The organism is Prevotella sp. P5-64 (assembly GCF_002251285.1).
In the GTDB taxonomy this organism is placed as follows: Bacteria; Bacteroidota; Bacteroidia; order Bacteroidales; family Bacteroidaceae; genus Prevotella.
Map to the genome: position 1 here is coordinate 46,409 of NZ_NPJK01000020.1, position 20,929 is coordinate 67,337.

General features: G+C 56.6%; 19 protein-coding genes, 1 rRNA gene and 1 pseudogene. 13 read left to right on the forward strand and 8 right to left on the reverse strand.

What is annotated here, in order from left to right; all coding sequences use genetic code 11:
- Window positions 1-120: 120 nt before the first annotated feature.
- The 10 genes from CIK87_RS03885 to CIK87_RS03930 all read left to right on the forward strand — a co-directional run bounded on the left by CIK87_RS03885 (window position 121) and on the right by CIK87_RS03930 (window position 9,078).
- On the forward strand, window positions 121-1,479 hold the full coding sequence (locus tag CIK87_RS03885) for an ATP-binding protein (RefSeq protein WP_094385642.1): 1,359 nt from the start codon (window positions 121-123) through the stop codon (window positions 1,477-1,479).
- Window positions 1,480-1,497: 18 nt separating this feature from the next.
- On the forward strand, window positions 1,498-1,932 hold the full coding sequence (locus tag CIK87_RS03890; protein ID WP_094385645.1) for a hypothetical protein: 435 nt from the start codon (window positions 1,498-1,500) through the stop codon (window positions 1,930-1,932).
- Between the two features lie 94 nt (window positions 1,933-2,026).
- Complete coding sequence (locus CIK87_RS03895; RefSeq protein WP_022310374.1) at window positions 2,027-2,395, forward strand: LytTR family DNA-binding domain-containing protein; 369 nt, start codon at window positions 2,027-2,029, stop codon at window positions 2,393-2,395.
- A complete protein-coding gene (locus CIK87_RS03900; RefSeq protein ID WP_022310373.1) occupies window positions 2,386-2,997 on the forward strand; it encodes an FHA domain-containing protein in 612 nt (203 codons plus the stop codon). Before CIK87_RS03895 ends, CIK87_RS03900 begins: the two co-directional genes overlap by 10 nt.
- On the forward strand, window positions 2,978-3,880 hold the full coding sequence (locus tag CIK87_RS03905; protein WP_216822752.1) for an SUMF1/EgtB/PvdO family nonheme iron enzyme: 903 nt from the start codon (window positions 2,978-2,980) through the stop codon (window positions 3,878-3,880). Before CIK87_RS03900 ends, CIK87_RS03905 begins: the two co-directional genes overlap by 20 nt.
- A gap of 35 nt (window positions 3,881-3,915) precedes the next feature.
- A complete protein-coding gene (locus tag CIK87_RS03910) occupies window positions 3,916-4,668 on the forward strand; it encodes a caspase family protein (protein ID WP_158216197.1) in 753 nt (250 codons plus the stop codon).
- 238 nt (window positions 4,669-4,906) lie between these two features.
- Window positions 4,907-5,848 carry a hypothetical protein gene (locus CIK87_RS03915; RefSeq protein ID WP_094385652.1) on the forward strand — a complete coding sequence of 314 codons (942 nt, stop codon included), beginning with the start codon at window positions 4,907-4,909 and terminating at the stop codon, window positions 5,846-5,848.
- Window positions 5,849-5,860: 12 nt separating this feature from the next.
- Window positions 5,861-6,301 carry an FHA domain-containing protein gene (locus CIK87_RS03920; protein ID WP_094385654.1) on the forward strand — a complete coding sequence of 147 codons (441 nt, stop codon included), beginning with the start codon at window positions 5,861-5,863 and terminating at the stop codon, window positions 6,299-6,301.
- A complete protein-coding gene (locus CIK87_RS03925) occupies window positions 6,294-7,319 on the forward strand; it encodes a PP2C family serine/threonine-protein phosphatase (RefSeq protein ID WP_144008100.1) in 1,026 nt (341 codons plus the stop codon). Before CIK87_RS03920 ends, CIK87_RS03925 begins: the two co-directional genes overlap by 8 nt.
- A gap of 97 nt (window positions 7,320-7,416) precedes the next feature.
- On the forward strand, window positions 7,417-9,078 hold the full coding sequence (locus tag CIK87_RS03930; protein ID WP_094385658.1) for a protein kinase: 1,662 nt from the start codon (window positions 7,417-7,419) through the stop codon (window positions 9,076-9,078).
- A 92-nt stretch (window positions 9,079-9,170) separates the two neighbouring features.
- Here CIK87_RS03930 and CIK87_RS03935 read toward each other — a convergent pair whose 3' ends face one another.
- The 6 genes from CIK87_RS03935 to CIK87_RS03960 form a co-directional block, all read right to left on the reverse strand.
- The gene (locus CIK87_RS03935; protein ID WP_094385660.1) at window positions 9,171-9,464 is read right to left on the reverse strand and encodes a RyR domain-containing protein; all 294 of its coding nucleotides are present in this window, start codon (window positions 9,462-9,464) and stop codon (window positions 9,171-9,173) included.
- Entirely contained in the window at window positions 9,445-11,976 is a 2,532-nt protein-coding gene (locus tag CIK87_RS03940) for a hypothetical protein (RefSeq protein WP_144008101.1), read from the reverse strand. Before CIK87_RS03940 ends, CIK87_RS03935 begins: the two co-directional genes overlap by 20 nt.
- A gap of 197 nt (window positions 11,977-12,173) precedes the next feature.
- Window positions 12,174-13,622, reverse strand: coding sequence for an MFS transporter (locus tag CIK87_RS03945; protein ID WP_094385664.1), 1,449 nt, complete (start codon window positions 13,620-13,622; stop codon window positions 12,174-12,176).
- Between the two features lie 460 nt (window positions 13,623-14,082).
- Window positions 14,083-16,560, reverse strand: a complete 2,478-nt coding sequence (locus CIK87_RS03950) for a bifunctional UDP-N-acetylmuramoyl-tripeptide:D-alanyl-D-alanine ligase/alanine racemase (RefSeq protein WP_094385666.1) — start codon at window positions 16,558-16,560, stop codon at window positions 14,083-14,085.
- Entirely contained in the window at window positions 16,544-17,395 is an 852-nt protein-coding gene (locus CIK87_RS03955) for a GSCFA domain-containing protein (RefSeq protein WP_094385682.1), read from the reverse strand. Before CIK87_RS03955 ends, CIK87_RS03950 begins: the two co-directional genes overlap by 17 nt.
- Before the next feature lie 19 nt (window positions 17,396-17,414).
- A complete protein-coding gene (locus CIK87_RS03960; RefSeq protein ID WP_094385669.1) occupies window positions 17,415-18,311 on the reverse strand; it encodes an SUMF1/EgtB/PvdO family nonheme iron enzyme in 897 nt (298 codons plus the stop codon).
- 812 nt (window positions 18,312-19,123) lie between these two features.
- On the opposite strand from CIK87_RS03960, the gene CIK87_RS03970 reads away from it, so the two are divergent.
- From CIK87_RS03970 to CIK87_RS14620, 3 genes are all read left to right on the forward strand, one after another.
- Window positions 19,124-19,750 carry a hypothetical protein gene (locus tag CIK87_RS03970; RefSeq protein ID WP_094421875.1) on the forward strand — a complete coding sequence of 209 codons (627 nt, stop codon included), beginning with the start codon at window positions 19,124-19,126 and terminating at the stop codon, window positions 19,748-19,750.
- An 11-nt stretch (window positions 19,751-19,761) separates the two neighbouring features.
- Entirely contained in the window at window positions 19,762-20,058 is a 297-nt protein-coding gene (locus CIK87_RS03975; protein WP_094385676.1) for a transcriptional regulator, read from the forward strand.
- 68 nt (window positions 20,059-20,126) lie between these two features.
- Window positions 20,127-20,414, forward strand: a complete 288-nt coding sequence (locus tag CIK87_RS14620; RefSeq protein WP_254046506.1) for a hypothetical protein — start codon at window positions 20,127-20,129, stop codon at window positions 20,412-20,414.
- 66 nt (window positions 20,415-20,480) lie between these two features.
- Here CIK87_RS14620 and tnpB read toward each other — a convergent pair.
- Window positions 20,481-20,678: pseudogene (gene tnpB, locus CIK87_RS14795) on the reverse strand (IS66 family insertion sequence element accessory protein TnpB); the annotation flags it as partial.
- 161 nt (window positions 20,679-20,839) lie between these two features.
- A 5S ribosomal RNA gene (gene rrf, locus CIK87_RS03985) occupies window positions 20,840-20,929 on the reverse strand; the annotation flags it as partial.

A 20,929-nucleotide genomic window follows, 5' to 3' on the forward strand; every position in this document is an offset into this window, starting at 1 on the left:
TGATGAGATTGTGTGAAAATATAGCTATTTTCGGGGCGGATTATGTGAAAAACAGTGCCATTTATGATGCGGATAACGTGAAAATCACTATCTTTGCACATGTAATTAATGTTTCGCGATATGGAAAGACTACTCAGAAGAAAGGTGGACAGCTACTTGACGGCCTGGAAGAACAACCCAGACAGAAAACCGCTTATCATCAAAGGCGCCCGGCAGATTGGCAAGACCCGTTCCATCGAATGGTTTGCCTCGCAGAACTACCAGAGCGTCATTGAAATCAACTTTGTAGAGCAAACGAGGTACAAGGCCATCTTTGACGATGGCTTCGAGGTAGACACCATCCTCAAGAACATCTCTCTGCTCAATCCCGAGCTGAGGTTCATCCCCGGCGCTACCCTGTTCTTCTTTGACGAACTGCAGGCATGCCCCAACAGTGCCACCGCGTTGAAGTTCTTCAAGCTCGACGGCCGCTTCGACGTCATCTGCTCTGGCTCGCTGATGGGTATCAACTATCGTGAGATAGAGTCCAACAGCGTGGGCTACAAGGAAGATTACGAGATGCACTCCATGGATTTCGAGGAATTTCTGTGGGCCAAGGGCTATACCGAGGAATTCGTAGACGACCTGTACCGGCACATGCTTGAGGTCAAGCCCATCAGCAATCTGCAGATGGATATCCTCTTCGGTCTTTTCCGCGACTATGTCACGATAGGCGGCATGCCCGAGGTGGTCAACACCTACATCCAGAACAAGAATTTCAGTGGCACTCTGGGCATACAGAGGCAGTTGCTGAAAGACTATGAGGAAGATATCACCAAGTATGTCGACGGGCTGGACAAGGCAAAGGTCAAGGCCGTCTACAACCATATCTCCACATTCCTGGCCAAGGAGAACAAGCGTTTCCAGATAACCAAGATTGCACGCAATGCACGCAACAGAGACTATATGGGATGCGCAGAATGGCTTGCTGATGCGGGTGTCATCAACATCTGTTACTGTCTGAACCAGCCGGAACTGCCGCTGAAGGGCAACTATGACCCCAAACTCTACAAGATATACTACAAGGACACCGGGCTGCTTATCGCGTCGCTCGACGAAGAGGCACAGGAGGACTTGAGAGCCAACAAGAACCTCGGCACCTACAAGGGGGCTATCTATGAGAACGCCGTGGGAGACATGCTCGTAAAGCAAGGCTACCGTCTCTATTACTACAGCAACGACAGGCCCGCCCTGGAGATGGACTTCTTTATCAGAGACGCCGACTCGTTGATTCCGGTCGAGGTGAAAGCCAACGACAACGCGACCGCCTCGCTCAACAATCTGCTCAAGACCGACAAGTACCCCGACGTAAGGTACGGCATCAAGTTGGGGTATAAGAACATAGGATTCAATGGAAGGTTCTACACCTTCCCCTATTTCCTCACGTTTCTGCTCAAGCGGTTTGTGGCAGAGCGAGGCCGCCACATCGCGACGGAATAGCCTCCACGCCCATGCACCATGACCGCCAACCCGCCCGAGGCCGCCTTTATCCTCATTTCAAGTCACGAAATGGAGGATGCGTGGCGTGATTTACTCCTTTCCAGCCTTGCAATGGTCATTTCATGGTTTGAAACCAACTTTCCGTTAGTCTATGCCCGCTTTCGCTGCATCGGCGGGGGCGGCGCCGTGGTCACAGGGCTGTTGTCGGCATGCGCCTTGCCTGGCAGAGGAGGCTTGGCAGCAGCCGAATTTACTCTGGTGGCAGCAGAGGTCACCCTGGTGGCTGCAGAGGTCACCTTGGTGACAGCCGAGGTTACCTTGGTGGCAGCCGAGGTTACCTTGACAACGACAGGGCGGCGCTCCGTCCTTCGGTTACGGGCAGACGATGGTGGCAGAGAGCGTCATTTTTGCCCCATATATTATAATAAGGTAAAAAAAATGGGCAAATTGTAAAGTTAATTTCGATAATTATGTTTACCTTTGCTATTGCTACCACTCCTGCGTACAGCCAGAGTGTTACGGCATGACTGATTAACTCCAAGGAAAGATGAAACAGATAGTCTTCAACCGCCGCAACGAACTGCTTCGGGTCCCCCTCACCCGTGCCATGTTCTACGAAGCCTTCGGCAATTACTGCTATGGCGTGTTCCCTAACAAGCAGAAAATCATGCTGCCCGTGAGCCTCGGTGAGGTCGAACAGCTGATACGCGTCAAGCCCGAACCCGACCAGCCGGTATTCATCCGCATCGGCAAGCGGTACATCGTCAACACCGAGATGATAGTCCAGGTCAACCTCAGCACCCAGCGACTCATCCTCTCTGACTTCGACCACCCCGACCACTTCGCCCTGCCCATCTCCAAGGAGGCCCTCAAGGAAATCAAGAAACTCTACGAACAGCAAAAGATATGGAAATAGGACAAACCATCACCATAGGCCGCATGGGCCAGCAGCCCATGCACATCGCCGACACCAGCGTGGACCCGCAGCACGCCAAACTGACCCGCACGGGTACCGACACCTACCAGATAGAAGACCTCGACTCTACCCGAGGCACTTTCGTCTTCGGCATGCGCATCAAGCGCAAGACCGTCAAGACCGACACGCCCTTCTTCCTGGGTCAGCACAAGACCTCGGTAAGACAGTTGCTCACCGACCTGTCCACCATTGACCTCGGACAGATATGGGCCAACTACGAGAACGAAAAGAAGAAGTGGGACCGATATTCCACGATGGTCAACTCCATACGTATGCTCACTCCCATCATCACCATGCTGCTCGCGCAGACCGTGGGCCAGGACTGGATGATATCCATCATCGTGCTGGCGGTGGTCATTGCGATAGCCGTCGTGGCAGGCGAGAAAGTGCTCGAAAAGAAGACTCTCGCCATATCGGCACTCAACGCCTCTATGCAGACCACCTACGTATGCCCCCACTGCCACAAGTTTCTGGGACTTACCCCCTATGAGGTGCTCAAGGCCAACCGCTACTGTCCCGGTTGTGGCGTGCCCCTCAAGTAACATCGCCCGCCCGGGCATCACCCAAACCCTTACCACCATGCGCATCACATCTCTACTCATCGCCATTATGCTCACAGCCCTGGCCACCGAAGCCGGAGCGCAGGGCATCATACGCCCCAAGACATCCACTACCACCAAGCCCACCACCAAGCCGCAGCCCCGTGCGCAGGCGAAGAGACCTGCAGCGGTGGCCAACCCGCTGAAGAAACTGGCTGCCGACATGGTCTATGTCGAAGGCGGCACCTTCACCATGGGTGCCGCTGCCGCCGAAGACTACTGGAATGCCGAGAATGCCAAGCCCGCCCATCAGGTGACCGTGCGCAGCTTCTACATCTGCCGCTACGAGACCACCCAGGCGCTCTGGCAGAAGGTGATGGGGCACAACCCGTCGGAGCAGAAGCTCGGCGGCAACCACCCCGTCGAAAATATCACGTGGAACGACATCCAGGCGTTTATCCAGAAGCTCAACGCCCTCACCGGCAAGCACTACCGGCTGCCCACCGAGGCCGAATGGGAGTATGCAGCCCGTGGCGGACGCAAGAGCGGCGGCTACCGCTACAGCGGCAGCAACCAGATAGACGACGTGGCATGGTATAGCGACAACCCCCACGACCGCCACAAGCCCGTAGGCACCAAGCGCCCCAACGAACTGGGCCTCTACGACATGTCGGGCAATGTCTTTGAGTTCTGCGGCGACGGCTATCAGCCCTACTCTGCCGCCCCGCAAAACAACCCTGTACAGGAATCTCCCAAAGGCGACCACCCACTGCGCGGCGGCAGCTATGTCACACACGAAAAAGACTGCCGATGCAGTTACCGCTTCGGCCAGTCATCTACCTACTCCCATACCCACTTCGGTTTCCGTCTGGCCATGTCAGAATGATACGCTCCCTCACGCCAACCTCCATCCTCAAGCCTATGAAGAAGATACACCTGCTGCTCCTCGTGATGGCCCTTGCCATCAGCACCGCCACCTACGCCCGCGACATCTACGTGGTGTCGGTAGGCATAGCCAAATACAAGCATATCAAGCCCCTCCGCAAGACCGAGAACGATGCCGCCACGATGGCAAAGCTCTACAAGACCCACACGCGCCATGTCACCACGCTCACCGGCAGCGACGCCACCCACGACCGGGTACTCGCCACGCTGAAAGAGGTATTCGGCAAGGCGGGCAAGGACGATATCGTGGTCTTCTTCTTCAGCGGTCATGGCAGCAAGGGCGGACTCTGCGCCTACGACACCCACAACGAGCAGACACTCATCAGCTATGGTGAAATCAAGGCCGTGCTGCGCCAGTGTGACGCCAACAACAAGCAGCTCTTCATCGACGCCTGCTTCTCGGGCGGTCTGCGCGGTGGCGGCAAGACCTCGAGCGCCAGCCAAACCTTCGGCAACAGCCAGGGCGTGATGCTCTTCCTCTCGTCGCGCAGCAGCGAGACATCGCGAGAGAACCCCTACGGCCCCAACGGATACTTCACCCAGTATCTGGAGAAGGGCATGAAGGGCGCCGCCGACACCGACCGCAACCGCATCGTCGAAGCCAAGGAGATATTCACCTATGTCGCGCAGAAGGTGGCCCAAGCCACGCACGACAAGCAGCACCCCGTGATGTGGGGCAAGTTCAGCGACACGATGCACATACTCAACTGGAATCCCAAGCGCAAATAGGCCGTCCCTCCGTGCATCGCGCCAGCAGCCGGGCAGTCCTCCAGCTCGACCACAGCCCTCTCGGCGCTTCCCGGGCTAATCCCCACAGCCGCATCGGGACACAATTCTGCCGCTTTCTGCCATTTCGTCACGCCAGATGGGCATTTCATCCACTAAGGGGGAAATCGTTTGGAGGCCATGGATTATCTCCTTATCTTTGCAGCAGAAATCAATAATAACCCTATAAAACATTACCACTATGTTTGACAACAATGACACCATCCGCAACAAGCAGAAGACTGGCAACAATGCCAAGGAAGAGAAGCGTAATAACGACAAGACTACTGCCAAGGCAGCAGCCGCAGCCATATTGGGTGCAGCGCTGGGTGTAGGCGGTGCCAACGCCGTGCAGGCTGCCACCACCGAAGAGCCCGAGGCTCAGCCCGCCCCCCAGCAGACCCAGCCTCAGCCTGAAGCCAAGCCCGAACCCAAGCCAGAGCCCAAGCCAGTGGAGGAAGAGCAGCACGAGGGAAAGGAGCACGTAGAGCCTGTAAAGGTGGAAGAACCCGAGCATCATGAGCCGAAGCCCACTCCCGCCGCCGACAACGACGAGAGCATCATCATCCACTCGGTAGAGACCGGTCAGGACGAAGACGGAAACCAGTATATGTTGGCACACGCCACAGTCAACGGCAACAACGCCGTGCTGCTCGCCGACGAGAACGGACACATACAGACAGCAGCCATCGACATCAATGGCAACGGCGAGGTGGAAGAGGGAGAGATAGGCAACGTGAGCGAAGCCAACCTCTACATCAACGGCAACTCCGTAGAGGTGCACCAGCCCGAGGTACAGGTAAGCGCCGCCGAGAACGAGCCCGAAGTGCGCGTCATCTCGGTAGAAAACGATGTCGACCTCAACGGCCAGACCGTAGACGTGGCTGCCGTAACCATCAACGACCAGAACGTCATCTTCGTAGACAGCGACCAGAACGGCGAGGTCAACGTGATGGTTACTGATGTCAACGGCAACGGCGAGATAGAGAATGACGAAATGGCAGACGTGAGCGAACACCACATCGCCATGCCTACCGCCGACGACGTGATGCAGCCCGGAGTGACTGAGGTAAGCGACCCCATGGGCGGAGACGACCTGCCCGACTACTCCAACAATGCCGACATCACCATGTACGACGTATAATAAGCAGAGACAATGAATATAGCACTCAAATGCCCACACTGCAAGGGCGTAATCAATGTGGTTGCCGCTGCCGGTCTGGAGGCGAAGAACGCAGAGTGTCCCCACTGCCACAAGAAGATGAAGATAGGCGACTTTCTGCCCTGTCTCTCTCTCCAGGTCGACGACAAGCGCTACCAGTTGCACTTCGGCAGGCAGTGGGTGGGACGCCAGACCAGCAACAATACCGCCGAGATACAGATACCCGACCCCAGCAACTACATGAGCCGGCGCCACGCCGTCATCGAGCTCACCTGCCAGCCCACGGGCATACGCTGCACTTTCGAGGAGCACGGCACCAACCCCACCTCGCTGCAGGGCGTGGAGCTCATCGAAGACGACATCGTCTACCTCAATGTCAACGACTGTATGATGCTCGGCGACAGGAGGATGTTCCTCGCCAACCAGTTTGAATAAACCCACTACGCTTATGGACAAGCAGACCAACCCTACCGCATCTATCCGCCTGGGCGAGATAGCATGCTACAGTGAAATAGGACAGAAGGCCAACCAGGAAGACTCCATCTTCCCGGCCATAGGTGAAGCCACCGCCAACCAGCGCGTGTTCTTGGTTTGCGACGGCATGGGCGGCCACGAGCACGGCGAGGTGGCAAGCGCCTGCGTAGCCAAGACGGTGGGCGAGAAGACGGCAGTCTTGCCGCTCTGCACCACCGCCGAGATGCGCACCGTGTTTGAGACAGCGCTCGAAGCAGCCTACAACGAGCTCGACGCGATAGACACTCCCCCATCCACGGGCCGCACCATGGGCACCACCCTCACCTTTGCAGCCTGCTGCAGCGACGGCGTGCTGGTGGCTCACATCGGCGACAGCCGGGTCTATCAGCTGCGTCCGGGAGCAGGCGTTGTCTTCCGTACCCGCGACCACTCGCTGGTGTTCGACCTCATCGCCGCCGGCGAACTCACCGAGGAAGAGGCGCGCGACTTCCCGCAGAAGAATGTCATCACGCGTGCCGTGCAGCCCCATCAGGAGCGGCGCGACCGGGCTTCCTTCAACGTCATCACCGACATACGCCCCGACGACGTGTTTGTGCTCTGCAGCGACGGCGTGGTCGAACAGCTCACCGACGATGACCTCTGCCGCCTCATGCTCGACCACGACACGCTCGACAACCGCATACGCTCGGTGGCAGAAGCCTGCCGGCTGCGGCAGACGCACGACAACAACACCGCCTATGCCTTCAGCATCGAGGGCGGAAGCGTGACCGCGCAGCCCGAGGTCAAGGTAGAGGCGGTCAAGCCTAAGGGCAAGAAGAAGGGGCAGACCTGGGTGTGGCTGCTGTTGCTCGCCATCATCGCAGCTCTGGCGCTGTTTGTCATCAAGACCCAAGGCGGCGACGCCAAGGGCGATAAGCAACCAGCCCAGACCGAGCAGCACGACAACAACGCACCCCTGCGCACCATCAAGCACAAGTGACGCTGGTGCAGAGCGCCATGCGGCGGCAGGGGCGACACCCACTGGCGGCGCATGGAAGGAAAAGAAATCAAGGAAATAACCAATAACAAAACTACAAATGGCAGTTAACAACAACGAACGCGAAGGGCTGCTCGCCATCGGTACCTTGCTCTCCAACGGCAAGTACCGCATCGAGCAGTATCTGTCGTCGGGCGGATTTGGCAACACCTATGTAGCCACCGACCTTGCCTTTGACGAGAAGGTGGCTATCAAGGAGCTGTATATCAAGGGCGTCTGCGGACGCAACGAGGCCACCAACGAGGTGGCTATCACCCTGACAGAAAACCAACGCACCTTTGAGGCTCAGCGGGAGAAGTTCCGCAAGGAGGCACGACGGTTGCGCCGACTGAGCAATGCACACATCGTGAAGGTACACGACCTCTTCGACGAGAACGGCACATCCTACTATGTCATGGACTTTATCGAAGGCGAAAGCCTCGGAGCCCGCATCAAGCGGATGGGGCACCCCATGTCGCCCGCCGACATCATGCTGACCCTCCCCCAAATACTCGACGCGCTCGAGACGGTACACAACGACGGCATCTGGCATCTCGACATGAAGCCGGGCAACATCATGATAGACCGCAAGGGCAACATACAACTCATAGACTTCGGTGCGAGCAAGCAGTTGCGCAACTCCGACGGCCAGTCGCTGGCTACATCGTCGGCGATGGCATACACGCCGGGCTATGCACCGTCTGAACAGATGGAGCAGAACATCGAGAAGTTTGGCCCATGGACCGACCTCTACGCGCTGGGCGCCACGCTGTTCAATCTGCTTACCGAGCAGACTCCGCCGTCGCCCTCCGACATCGACGACGATGTCAACGAGGCCATCATCCAGTATCTCCCCGCCACGGTGAGTACCAAACTGAGAGACCTCATCGTATGGCTGATGAAGCCCAACCGCAAGATGCGTCCGCAGAGTGTGGCCGACGTGCGCCAGTATCTCGCCGAGACCATCACGCAGAATCCCCAGGCCAAGCCGAAGCCCACGCCCAAACCCGCTCCGGCTCCTACGCCCGAGCCCACACCAGCTCCCGAGCCCGCACCGGAGCCCAGCACCAGGTTGCGGCGTAAGAAGGGCGAGCCCGAGACGCCAACGCCAGCCCCCGAGCCGACTGACTACAACGACACCGACAATAGCAGCTTCCGCCGAAAGGTCATCATGATAGCGGTAGGCGTGGCTGTCCTGCTGTTGGGTTACTGGATGCTGTCCAAGGGTAACGGCGGCACGACTGCCGGAGCACCCGGGGGCATGGTGACCGACGCGACCATCAGGATAGACAACGGCCCTGAGAACCTGAGAACCTTCACCTATACAGGAGAGGCATCGATAACCATCAATGACCAAGGCGACACGCTGTCGGTCATCCCACAAGGTTCTGGCCATGCCACCTATATGGGCACCACAGACATTCCCTCGTCTGAATATACCGGCCAGTTCAAAGATGGCCTCCCCGACGACGTTTCCGATGATGCCAAGATGGTATTCAGCAACAACGACACGTATGTAGGTTCCTTCAGCAAGGGCAACTATTATCGCGGTACTTACACCATAGGCGAAACGGGCGCCGTCTATCGTGGCACCTTCAGCCAGGGAGTCCCCCACGACGGCTACTGGTATGACAAGAGCCACAACCCCACAAGCCGCGTCAACGGCGGCCAAGAGGTGGCTGACACAGCAGGCATACCGCCATACGACAAGGCTCTGCAGTAACTTTAGCACTACAGGATAGCATAATCCCCACCCTCATGACAACCATGAGAGTGGGGATTTCTGGTTTCTATACATCCTCCAGCAGAGCCTGGTCAGCCCTTGTTGATTTTGAAGCCGAGCTTGAGGATGAGCTTGATGGTTTCGAGCGACGTATTACGGTCGAACTCGCGCTCCTCGTCGGTCAGGTCGTCGTAGGGGACAAGGCAGGGATGGTGCTTGGCGGCATCGTCGCGGCGGGCGCCATAGGTCCAGCCTTGGGCGATACGGGTGGCAGCCCACACTTCATGCACGTTGCGACACATGTCGTCGATGAGCGGAGTGAGTTCGGCGGGCAGACTGATGTCCGACGTGTCTACGGGATGGGGTTCATACTTGGTTTTGGCCATGACTGTGGAAATAATTGTTAATGGTAGTGGTGACTACGACGAAATCGTAGAGTTTGTAGTCGGGATAAGCGCGGCCGTCGGGCTTGGTAGCGTCGTCCCATCCCGCGAGCAGACTCTCGGCGTCGAGAGCCTCCCAGGGCATGAGGCAGTTGTGCAGCCGGTAACGCTCATTGCAACTGTGCCAAGCGCCGAAGGGCAACTGCTGCGAGAGCGTGGGATGGTCACCGTAGTATCGGTATCCCAGCGCCTCGTGGGAACCATTCCAGCGCAGATGCTCAAGACGGGCAAGATTGCGGAACAGCAGCTGGTCGGCAGCGTTATAGCCGATTGCGGCGGAGGGATGGCCGCCGCTGTCGGAGGGATGGCAGCAGCTGTCGGGGGCTGAGTAATCGCCCTGCGCCTCGACTATGCCCTCGAGCAGATGCTCATGGGCAGAAATGCGGCCGAACTTAGGCACACGCCCATCGGCAAACCACGGCGAGAGAGCGCTGTTGTCGGCGCAGACACGCTCGATGATATAGAGCTTGGTGAAGGCGTGATAGGCGTTTTCGACATCCTGCATCTCCTTACGCCTCAGCTCGCCATAGGCTTCGAGGGTGTGGCGCCCGAGCAGTATCTCGCGGCGGAGCGCCCACTCGTCCTTGGTGCCGAGCCGGTTGTTGACGGTGCAGTAGGCGCGGTTGTAGAGACGGCCCTCGGCCTCGAAACGGCTCTCCACGATATTGCCGAAGGTATAGATGCTGGCAGCCGAGCCGAAGATGACGATATGCTCGGCAAAGGCTGGGGTGCCCACCTGGTTGTAGTGATCGGCGATGTCGCGCATGTGCTGCTCATAGTAGCTGGAATAAGAGCGCACGAATATCTTGAAGCGGGAGATGTCGACGCGGTTGCGGCGCACGTAGTTGAAGATGTTGACAGCGGCAGAGATAGACTGCTCGCTGTCGCCGAGAGCCACCACGACATAGTTGACCGTAGCAGCCACCTCGTCGAGCAGACTGTAGAAGTCGGGCGAAGAGATGTCGCAGTCGTGGAAAGAGTAGAGGTCGCGGCTGCCCTCGCCGTCGAGAGCGGGAGCCGAGGAGAGGAAACGGCCCTTGAGCTGGTCCATGCCGGCATCGACGACATGGCAATGATACTCCGACCGCATGACCTGGCGGTTGGTGTTGTCGCTGCCGGGCTGGTCGTCATCGACCGAAGAGAGGCTGGAGACAAAGGCGCCAAACTCATGGAGATAGCGCACGGCATCCTGACCGCTCTCGCCAAAGCCTACGACCAGCGAGGTGAAAGGCGAGCTGACGGTGCCCACATTACGGGTGGTGTCGAGCTCGACAAAGCGTATGGGGTGATAGTCGGGCGTGCTCTTGAGCTGGTCGATGCTGGCATGCGACGAGTCGACTATCTTGACGTCGAGGTTGCTGGACGAATAGGCATCTTCGACCACGCGGCTGGCACTGTCGTAACGGGCGTGGCTGTAGATGGTGACCTTGTGGCCCTCGGCTTCGGCAAAGCGGCGTATGTCGCTGTCGGCACAGATGTTGGCGGTAGCGCGGAGGTTGCTCTCCTGGTCGTCGCCGAGCATGAAGAAGTGGAGCTCGCCACGGGTCTTGCCGATGAGGCGTGCCACCTGGCCCAGCGCCAGTTTGCCGGCAAGCACCTGTGTGCCGTCCTTGCGCTCGGCAGCGGTGAGCTCGCAGCGGCTCAGACGGGCAAAGGCGGTGGCGGTAAGGCAGTTGAGTTCCTTGAGATGGTCGAGCTCGCGGTTCTTGAGCGACAGAAAGTCGAAGAGGCGGTCGAGGCCGGTGGGGGCACTGGTCTCGTCGCCGTCGTCGGCAGTCTTGACAAAGACCAGACGGTAGGTGCCGGCCTTGAGGGTGCGGCGTATGTCGGCGGCGAGCAGATAGGAGTGCTCGTTGATACCCCAGAAGATGAACAGGCGCTCGCGCATGGCACCGCTACAACCTGTGGCCCAGAGCTGCACACGCGCCATGAGGTTATAGCCGAAGTGCTTGATGACAAAGAGCATGCTGACGGCTGCCGCCATGAAGTGGGCGAGCGAGAAGAGCGTCATGAAGAGCAGATTGGAGTGGAACTCCTCGTGCACGGCACTGATGTCGCTGTCCATTACAAACATGCCGAACGCGTGGACAACGCCCATGGGCGTCTGTCGCAGCAGACGCAGGAAGGAGTCGACAGTGAAACCGGCGGCATCGTCGGTGACGATAAACATGCCGACGGTATAGATACAGAAACCGAAAACCCACGTAAGGAGGAAAAGCAGGGTGAGATGGCGTTCTACAAAGCGCCAGAAGCGGCTCCATCGCCCGTTCTCCATGCGGTAGAAGACGGCTGCCACCACAAAGGCTACAAGGATAATGCCCACAGCCATCAGTGCCGAGAGCGACATGAGGCTGCCCACATCGGCATTGCCCGCGGCGCCATCGCCATTGGCCGAACTACACGAACTCATCACTGCGCCAAGCGCCAAAAGGGGTAAGGATAACAGCTTCTTCATTGACTATGATAGTTATTACGGTGAGAGACACCGGTACCCGGACCGATGACATCGATGTGCAAATATACATATTATTATTGATAACAGACGCCATAGGTAGCAAAAAAATGGCGGTCAGCCCCACCAAAAAGGCCCAAAGCCTCAGCCCTCTTTAGGGATTGGGCTTTGGGCCTCTATGGTTTGGGGGTGTAAAGCCGTCAGGCCTTGACGGGCATATAGCGGGGCACAAGCAGTTTCATGACGAGCCAACCGGCGATGTAGGCCACAGAGCAGTAGCAGAAGATGATGAAGTAGCCAGCCTCCTTGCCCTGGAAACCGCAGAAGACGGTCTGTGCAGCCTCGACATGGTCGAGCAGACGGCCAGAGACAAAGTTGATGAGGAACGAGCTGAGTCCGCCAGCCATACCGTTGATACCGGTGATGGTGGCCACAGCCTTCTTGGGGAAGAGGTCGCTGCCCACAGAGAAGAGGTTGGCCGACCATGACTGGTGGGCGGCGCCCACGATACCGATGATGCAGATGGTGAGCCAGCACGAGATGGCGCCCAGCGTCTGGGCCACAAGTCCCAGCAGGGGGAAGAGGGCAAAGATGAACATGGCCTTCATGCGGCAGTTGTAGGCGTTGCCTCCGGTGCGGTTGATGAATATGGTGGGCAGCTTGCCGCCGTAGAGCGACAGCATCGTGATGGCATAGAGGGTGAACATGAGCATCTGGGCCATGGCGCTGTCTGACGTATAGCCATAGACATCACTGATATAGGCGGGCGTCCAGAAGAGGAAGAACCACCACACGCCATCGGTGAGGAACTTGCCCATAAGGATGGCCCAGGTCTGGCGCAGGCGCAGACACTCGAGGATAGAGAGCTTGCGGCCGCTGTCGGCGTCGGCAGCAGCATCGTCCTGGCTGTCCTGGAGTATGTACTCGCGCTCGGCGGCATTGACGCGCTTGTTGGTCTGCATGGGCTGATAGATGAAAATCCAGATGCCCATCCACACGAAGCCCAGCATACCGATGACCACAAAGGCCATCTCCCATCCGTTGCCCACGCCCATATCCTTGAAGTAGCGTGCCAGGGTGGGGATGCACAGGGGCGCAACGAGGGCGCCGATGGTGGCTCCGGCATTGAAGATGGCGGTGGCGAAGGCGCGGTCTTTCTTGGGGAAATATTCGGCGGTGACCTTGACGGCGGCGGGGAAGTTGCCGCTCTCACCAGCAGCCAGCACCACGCGGGCAGCCAGGAAGAACCACACGCTGACCATAGACACCGTGGCTGCCACGTCGCCGGCAGCGCCCACGAGCTGGGCTGCATCGTCGAGACCTACCCACTGCTCGGTGGCCCAGCCACACAGGGCATGGAGACAGGCACCGGCAGACCACACGCCGATAGCCCAGAGGTAGCCGCGACGGGTGCCCAGCCAGTCGATGATGCGACCGGAGAAGAAATTGGCGATGGCATACATGATGGAGAAGGCGGCGGCTATGTTGCCATAGTCGGTATTGGTCCAATGAAACTCGGGAGCGATGAAGTCTTTCCACGTGAGCGAGAGGGCCTGGCGGTCCAGATAATTGACAGTGGTGGCGAAGAAGAGCATCGCGCAAATTACCCAACGGAAGTTGGTCTTTCTGGTAGTCTGAATATTATTCATGTTTTAAGGTAATTATACTTGTAGGGGCAAAGGTAATCAAAAAAGTTGATACCATGACGGCTATGGCGTTTTTTCTTGCAAAAATCGACCGATGCCACCGTCCCGGGGTTGCAGCCATGCCGTTTTGCGCCCGCCGTGGAGGGCTTCGGCCATAGCCCAGCCGCATCGACGGGCGTGGGCACGAGGGCCACGGCCCTTGCCATCATCGGCAGCGGCGAGGCCATGACCCCTGCCGGCTCGTAACGGAAGGTACGTAGGCTCGTATCAAATGTCACGAGGGCACGTATCAATAGGCACGAAGGCTCGTAACATACGATACGAGCCAGCCAAGCGGCTCCCGGCGCTGCCGAAGCGGCTCACACAGAGCCCCTACCCCATTGCCAAGGCGCAAAAAAGCTCCGCCTGCAAGGGGAAGACCATTGCAGGCGGAGCCATGTATAGGGTAACGGGTGAGGAGGCGTCAATCCTGATAGTAGACGCGCTTCACACGGTTGGAGATGCCGGTGAGTATCTCGTAGGGGATGGTGTCGATGGCATCGCTGAGCACGGTGACGGGCAGATGCTCGCCAAAAATCTCGACGCTGTCGCCCTCGGCACAGTCGATGTCGGTGACGTCAATCATGCAGACATCCATACAGATATTGCCCACATACTCGGCGCGCTTGCCGTTGACGAGGCAGTAGCAGTGGCGGTTGCCGAGATGGCGGTTGAGACCGTCGGCATAGCCTATGGGGGTGGCGGCTATCACGCTGTCGCGGGTGAGCACTCCCTTGCGGCTGTAGCCCACCGTATCGCCAGCCGGCACGTGGCGCAACTGCAGGATGGTGGTCTTGAGCGTAGACACGGTGTTGATGATGGCATTGTTGCGCGAGTTGATGCCATAGAGTCCCAGACCTAAACGGCACATATCGAGCTGGCGTTCGGGGAAGTGCTCGATGCCGGCAGAGTTGTCTATGTGGCGGAGGATATGGTGGGAGAAGGCAGACTGGAGCCGGCGGCTGCCCTCGTCGAAGAGAGCAAACTGGCAGGCACTGAAATCGTCGAAGCTGTCGCTGTCGGAACCCACAAAGTGGGAGAAGACCGAGCGGGGGATGACGGCGTTCTGATGCTGCAGGCGGTCGATGAGCCTGTCCATGTCCTCGCGGGGATTGAAGCCCAATCGGTGCATGCCGGTGTCGAGCTTGATGTGTACGGGATAGTCGGTGATGCCCTCCTTCTCGGCTGCCTTGATGAGGGCCTCGAGCAGACGGAACGAATAGACCTCGGGCTCGAGGTCATAGTCGAACATGGTCTTGAAGGCGGTCATCTCGGGGTTCATCACCATGATGTTGGCGGTGATGCCGTTCTTGCGCAGGGTGACACCCTCGTCGGCGACAGCCACAGCCAGATAGTCTACGCGGTGGTCTTGCAGGGTCTTGGCTATCTCGACCGACCCGGCGCCATAGGCGTCGGCCTTAATCATGCAGACGAGCTTGGTTTCGGGCTTCATGAAGGACCGATACCAGTTGAGGTTCTCGACCACGGCAGAGAGGTTGACCTCGAGGATGGTCTCGTGGACCTTGCGCACGAGGAGCTCGGTGAGGCGGTCGAAGCCGAACTTGCGGGCGCCCTTGAGCAGGATGACCTCGTCGCGGAGGGTGTGGAAGACGGGGCTGGCGACGAAGGCGTCGACGCTCTCGAAGAACGACTTGTCGGCGATGGTTATCTCGTCGGCAGCGGCACAGAGCTGGGGGCCGATGCCGATAAACCGCTCTACACCACGCTGCTGGCAGAGCTGCGCCACCTCGCCATAGAGCGACTGCGGGGTGAGTCCGCTCTGCTCGATGTCGCTGAGGATGAGCGTGCGGCGGCGTCCCTGATGGTCGGGGCGACGGCGCATGAAGTCGAGGGCTATGTCGAGCGAGTTGACGTCGGAGTTGTAAGAGTCATTGATAAGCGTACAGCCGTGCTGTCCCTCCTTGACCTCGAGGCGCATGGCTATGGGCTCGAGCTGCTGCATGCGCAGGGCAAGGGCGGCGGCAGAGACGCCCAGGTGGAGGGCTACGGTGGCGCAGATGATGGAGTTGGAGATAGAGGCGTCGTCGATAAACGGCAGCTGGTAGTGCTGCTCGGCGCCACCCTGGTAACTGTAGGTCACGAGGGTATGGGCGTCGCCCTTGTCGATACGGCTGATGTACATGGGGGCATGGGCATCGGTAAGAGACCAGCAGAGGCACTCGCCGGGATAACCGGAGGCTTCGACCTCGGTGGCTATCACACTGTCGTCTGCATCGTAGACCACGGTCTGGGCGTCGTGGAAGAGCTGAATCTTCTCCTTACACTTGGCCTGCATGGACTCGAAGTTCTCCTGATGGGCTGCGCCGAGATTGGTGAGCACGGCGATGGTGGGCTGGATGATGCCACGCAGGGCACGCATCTCTCCGGGCTGGCTGATGCCTGCCTCGAAGATGCCCAGCTGGGTATGCTCGTTGAGCAACCACACCGAGAGGGGCACACCTATCTGTGAGTTGTAGCTGCGAGGACTGCGGGTGACGCAGACGTCGGGCGACATGATCTGGTAGAGCCACTCCTTGACCATGGTCTTGCCATTGCTGCCGGTGATGCCCACCACGGGAATGTCGAACTCATCGCGATGGCGCTCGGCAAGCCGCTGCAACGCCTCCAACGAGTCGGTGACTTTCAGGAAGTTGGCATGGGGATAAAGGGTGGCATAGTCCGTGGGGACGTGCTCGACCACAAAGTTGTTGACTCCACGGCGATACAGGTCGGGGATGTATCGCGTACCGTCATTGCGCTGAGTTTTCAGGGCAAAGAAAAGCGTTTCCTCTGGGAAACATAACGAACGGCTGTCAGTAAGGATGAAACCTACGCGGGCTTCACCGTTGCCGTATCTACGCGCACCGATGAGTGTGGTAACCTTCTCAATAGTATAGGTCATTTCTCTCTATCTTAAAATTTAATGCAAAGTTATTATATTTTTTTGAAAGTGCGTCGACTCTCGCCATGGTTTTATTCATAAAGTCTTTATATTCGGCACTCTCGGGGTCGAAGGGCCGGTGGCTGAGTGCGGCCTTGACGGGCTGCCACTCGGCGAGGAACCGTGTCATGGCGCTGCCGAAGTAGACGCGGCCCATGCACTCGTGGATGTAGGCCACGGCCTGGGTGCTGGGGTGTATCATGTCTTCGGCATAGAAACGGTAGTCGCGCAACTCGTCGTTCATAATCTCGTAGGAGGGGAAATAGCTGACATGCGGATGGCGACGCTCTATCTCGGCAGTGGCAAGCAGGAGCACCGACTTGGACAACTGGCTGCCATGGAGTCCGTATTTGCGATAGCGGATGGGGCTCACGGTGAGTATCACGCGGGCTTCGGGCCAGCGGTGGGCTATCAGGGCGATGGTCTGCTCAAGGCTCTCGACCGTATCGTCGACCGTCAGCTCGCGCTCCTCAAAGAGCCGCTGCGGCCGCTTCTGACAATTGTCGACCACCTCGCCCGTGGCGCGGAGTATATAGATGTGGTTAGTGCCGAGGGTAATCACGACGGTATCGACCCTATCGTCGGGAGGCAGCTCATCGGAGAGTCGGGCGATGGTGTGGCCCACGCTGATGGGGTTGTACATCACGCCGTAGGGGTTGACCGTCACGCGGAAGCAGTCGTCGGCAAAGAGTCGGCCCATATTGTCGGCAAAGCAGCTGCCCACAAAGAGCATGCGCGAGCAGGGCTCTATCTCAAAGTCAGCACGCGGCAGGTCGACTGGTGTCTGTAGTTGCAGTGGCATAGGCGTGTTCCTATTATTCATGCATTACCAATCGAAGGCCCGTAGCCTCGTCATTATAGTCGGGAGATTGACCATAACGAATAGAGATATGGCATGACTCAACTGTATGGCCTATTCCGCCATCACGATACACGCGTAGCTCACCGCTATCTGGGCCGGTGGGGTCAGACTGGGCCTGTGCAGAGTAAGGGGCGAGCCAGTCGCTGCACCATTCGCTGACATTGCCTGTCATATCATAAAGTCCGAGTTCGTTCGGGGCCTTCCGGCCCACTGGCTGGACAGTAGAAGTATTATAACAATGCCAAGCCACTCTCCCTATAGTATTACTACCGCTATATTGATAGCCCTTGCTCATATTGCCACCACGGGCGGCAAACTCCCATTGTGCCTCTGTGGGCAAGCAAAAACTTATCCCAGAGTAGCCCGACTTAGCTTGGGCAAGCGCGGTAAGGCGTGAAAGGAATGTCTGGCAGTCCGTCCAAGAGACATTGGTCACAGGAAGATTTCGGCCCTTCACCTTAGAGGGGTTGGAGCCCATCACAGCCTCCCACAGGGCCTGGGTAACCTCGTACTTGGAAATAAAAAAGCCATCGACGGTAACAGTATGCACCGGGAACTCATCTGGATAGGGATTTTTCATCTGCGGGGTGGCTCCCATCTGGAACGTACCGCCCCGAACGTAGACAAAACTATAATAGAGGCTCTTCCATTCGGAGGCGAAAGTGGGCTTGGCACTGGTCTGCTTATTCCGCGCCGTAGCAGGTTTGGTCTTGGACCTGGCGGCTTCGGTTTTACCTGTCCTCGCATTACGATTAATGGTCGGATTGTGCTTAATGATGCCCTGCCCATCGGCCTCGGCCGCAAGCGCGAGGCACAAGAGAAACAGGAAAGCTCTACATAAATGCTTCATATATGTACGTTTTAAGAAATAATCAATAAGCAAAAGTAAGAAAAATATATATTTTGCAGGCTACAAGTGACGATTTTTTTCGGTAGAGGGTAAAAAAAACAGATACGAGTGGGTGGCTGGCCAAGCATAGATAAATGCCAAAACTGTTGGACGATGTCGCATAAAAGGCAATGCCATCGACCAGAGTATCGGGGGTATCAGGGGCTCTGTGGAGGTCATGACAAGCGGCCATCTCGCACACATTAAAGCTGTCCACAGTGTCGGCAAACATGACACATACAAGAGTAACAATTGATAACTTTGGGGCAAAAGTACGCAAGATATAAATAACAACAACAGCTACAGGCTGTTTTTGGGGGTGGCGGCAGTGAAGTTGACACAAAACAGGGGACAATATGGCTGTAGCCCCCAAAGAACTGATAGGATGAAATCAGAAATTGCTGCCATTTTGATGGCAGTTGGTATGTATATATAAATAATGTGAACACAAGCCTCCTCTGCGAAACTATAGATTGACGGAAACAAGAGAAAGAAGGCTACACGCTCGCGGCAGGGAGGCCTCCTGGTCTTGCAAATATGGCGAAAAATCTCGCGAATTGGGTGACAGATTGTCTCATTTCGGATGGGAAATGTTAAAAAAACCATCTCCGCGCAAAGAAGTTTGCACAATAACTTGGTTTATATCATAAACATTATTATCTTTGCCATGCAATCCGGAACTGCGATGCCTTTGTCAGACCTTTCTGCAGGAGGAACGACGGGCATGAGTGAACAAAACAAGTCGTTTAACATCCAAGAAAACTCAAGAAATCATGGAAGAAACAACAAACATGACTGCCGAGCGCAGTCTGGAAATCATCCGAGAATCGATAGAACGCAGCCAGCGCACAATCAACAAGAATTCTGCACTGCCATTAATCTGGTGGGGCGCTTGTGTAGTAGCCTTTTCATTGCTCATTGCCTATTTGTGGAATAATCACGGTGGGCCTGTGTGGAATTTCTTATGGGCAGCGATGTCGCTGGTAGGTTACGCAGGCAATAGGTTGATTGACAAAAAGCGGGAAACCATCCCAACAACATTCGTGGGCAAAGCCATCGGATATGTATGGGCTACATTTGGTGTATTCTGCTGTAGCATGGGCATGATTCTCGGCTTGGTCGGAAGCGGAGTCCTGCCGATAGAACTGGTTTTACCTAAGGTGTATGCCTTCGGATGCCTTACAAGTATCATCTCCTTGTGCTTCGGAATGGGTACAACTATCATGGGACTGATACTGAGAAACCGCATCATCCAGGCTTGTGGCCTGATTGCTGGCATCGGAGGCTTTTTCGGCGCATTGCATTTCCCAGACCACATGCAGCTCTATGTGATGGCAGTTGTGGCAACGGTCGGGCTGATTGTTCCTGGCGTAATTATTCATTTGCATAATAAGAGATAAGGAGGAGATACATGTTCCAACCATTAGACCCGCTGTTGCACGCAGAGTTGCGATTGGCTGTCATGTCGCTGCTCATCAGCGCCGACGAGGCCGAGTTCCCATACATCAAGGAACAGACGGGAGCCACGGCGGGCAATCTGAGCGTACAGATTGACAAACTCTCAACGGCAGGCTATATTGAGATAGAGAAAACCTACAAGGGCAAAAGGCCTTGCACCATCTGCCGGATTACCCCAAAAGGAAGACAGGCTTTCGAACAATATGTAGAAGCCTTGAGGGACTATCTTGAAGTGGCAAACAAAGGCTGAAAGGACAGCTCTGCCAGCCACTCTCGTACCGACATTGTACCACGGCCGTGACAAATGGCTATGGCACAATGTCGGTTATCAATTATATCGACCCATTCATGGGTAATTCATCGACATTCGCGCCCAAAGAAAACCATAACCGCATCACCCCATGGGAACATATATTGCAGAAAGTAAACAGTAAAAACGAAATGGAAAAGGCGGCTTATTCGGATGGTTACGCAGAAAGAGAGGTTATCTGCCTGCATCGTCATTTTACAGCAAATGGTATCGCCCTGCGGACTTATTGCCGTGTTACCCCCAATATTTCGGATGGTTACCTTGTTTCGGATGGTTGCGTTCATACCAGCGCATAGACCTGAAGCCCTTGCCCTGACGAAGAAATATGCGAGGATGGAAACGGCCTTGCTAGAACGTTTGTAGTTCATCACATAACCTCCACGTTCCCAATGGAGCAACTTCATGGTCGTGCGAGACTTGCCTACAAATATATACACGTCACCATTACTCGGTTCCTGACCCACTTTACGGATCTGTCCACACATACCATTCACTCCCATGCGCATATCAGTAGGATGCTGCGCCATAACTATACGTTTGTCCTCATTCAAATTGAACATAACTTTTTTTAAGGACAAAGGTAATCAGTCTCGACGAAATGGAAAAGGCGGCTTGTTTCGGATGGTTACGTTACGATGGTTACTCAGCGTTTCTCCACCTTATTATATATGTACCAACGAAAAGAGCCTCAGTCACTGTCGTGACCAAGGCTCTTCGTGAAAAAGGGCGGCTACCTACTCTCCCGCATTGCATTGCAGTACCATCGGCGCAAGTGGGCTTAACTTCTCTGTTCGGAATGGGAAGAGGTGGG

Bases quoted from the DNA above. Each gene is read 5' to 3' on its own strand.
- CIK87_RS03935 (WP_094385660.1), bottom strand. From the start codon at position 9,464: ATGGCCAAAACCAAGTATGAACCCCATCCCGTAGACACGTCGGACATC.
- CIK87_RS03910 (WP_158216197.1), top strand. From the start codon at position 3,916: ATGAAGAAGATACACCTGCTGCTCCTCGTGATGGCCCTTGCCATCAGC.
- CIK87_RS03890 (WP_094385645.1), top strand. From the start codon at position 1,498: ATGACCGCCAACCCGCCCGAGGCCGCCTTTATCCTCATTTCAAGTCAC.
- CIK87_RS03920 (WP_094385654.1), top strand. From the start codon at position 5,861: ATGAATATAGCACTCAAATGCCCACACTGCAAGGGCGTAATCAATGTG.
- CIK87_RS03915 (WP_094385652.1), top strand. From the start codon at position 4,907: ATGTTTGACAACAATGACACCATCCGCAACAAGCAGAAGACTGGCAAC.
- CIK87_RS03970 (WP_094421875.1), top strand. From the start codon at position 19,124: ATGGAAGAAACAACAAACATGACTGCCGAGCGCAGTCTGGAAATCATC.
- CIK87_RS03885 (WP_094385642.1), top strand. From the start codon at position 121: ATGGAAAGACTACTCAGAAGAAAGGTGGACAGCTACTTGACGGCCTGG.
- CIK87_RS03945 (WP_094385664.1), bottom strand. From the start codon at position 13,622: ATGAATAATATTCAGACTACCAGAAAGACCAACTTCCGTTGGGTAATT.
- CIK87_RS14620 (WP_254046506.1), top strand. From the start codon at position 20,127: ATGTCGGTTATCAATTATATCGACCCATTCATGGGTAATTCATCGACA.
- CIK87_RS03900 (WP_022310373.1), top strand. From the start codon at position 2,386: ATGGAAATAGGACAAACCATCACCATAGGCCGCATGGGCCAGCAGCCC.
- CIK87_RS03895 (WP_022310374.1), top strand. From the start codon at position 2,027: ATGAAACAGATAGTCTTCAACCGCCGCAACGAACTGCTTCGGGTCCCC.
- CIK87_RS03940 (WP_144008101.1), bottom strand. From the start codon at position 11,976: ATGAAGAAGCTGTTATCCTTACCCCTTTTGGCGCTTGGCGCAGTGATG.
- CIK87_RS03930 (WP_094385658.1), top strand. From the start codon at position 7,417: ATGGCAGTTAACAACAACGAACGCGAAGGGCTGCTCGCCATCGGTACC.
- CIK87_RS03950 (WP_094385666.1), bottom strand. From the start codon at position 16,560: ATGACCTATACTATTGAGAAGGTTACCACACTCATCGGTGCGCGTAGA.
- CIK87_RS03975 (WP_094385676.1), top strand. From the start codon at position 19,762: ATGTTCCAACCATTAGACCCGCTGTTGCACGCAGAGTTGCGATTGGCT.
- CIK87_RS03960 (WP_094385669.1), bottom strand. From the start codon at position 18,311: ATGAAGCATTTATGTAGAGCTTTCCTGTTTCTCTTGTGCCTCGCGCTT.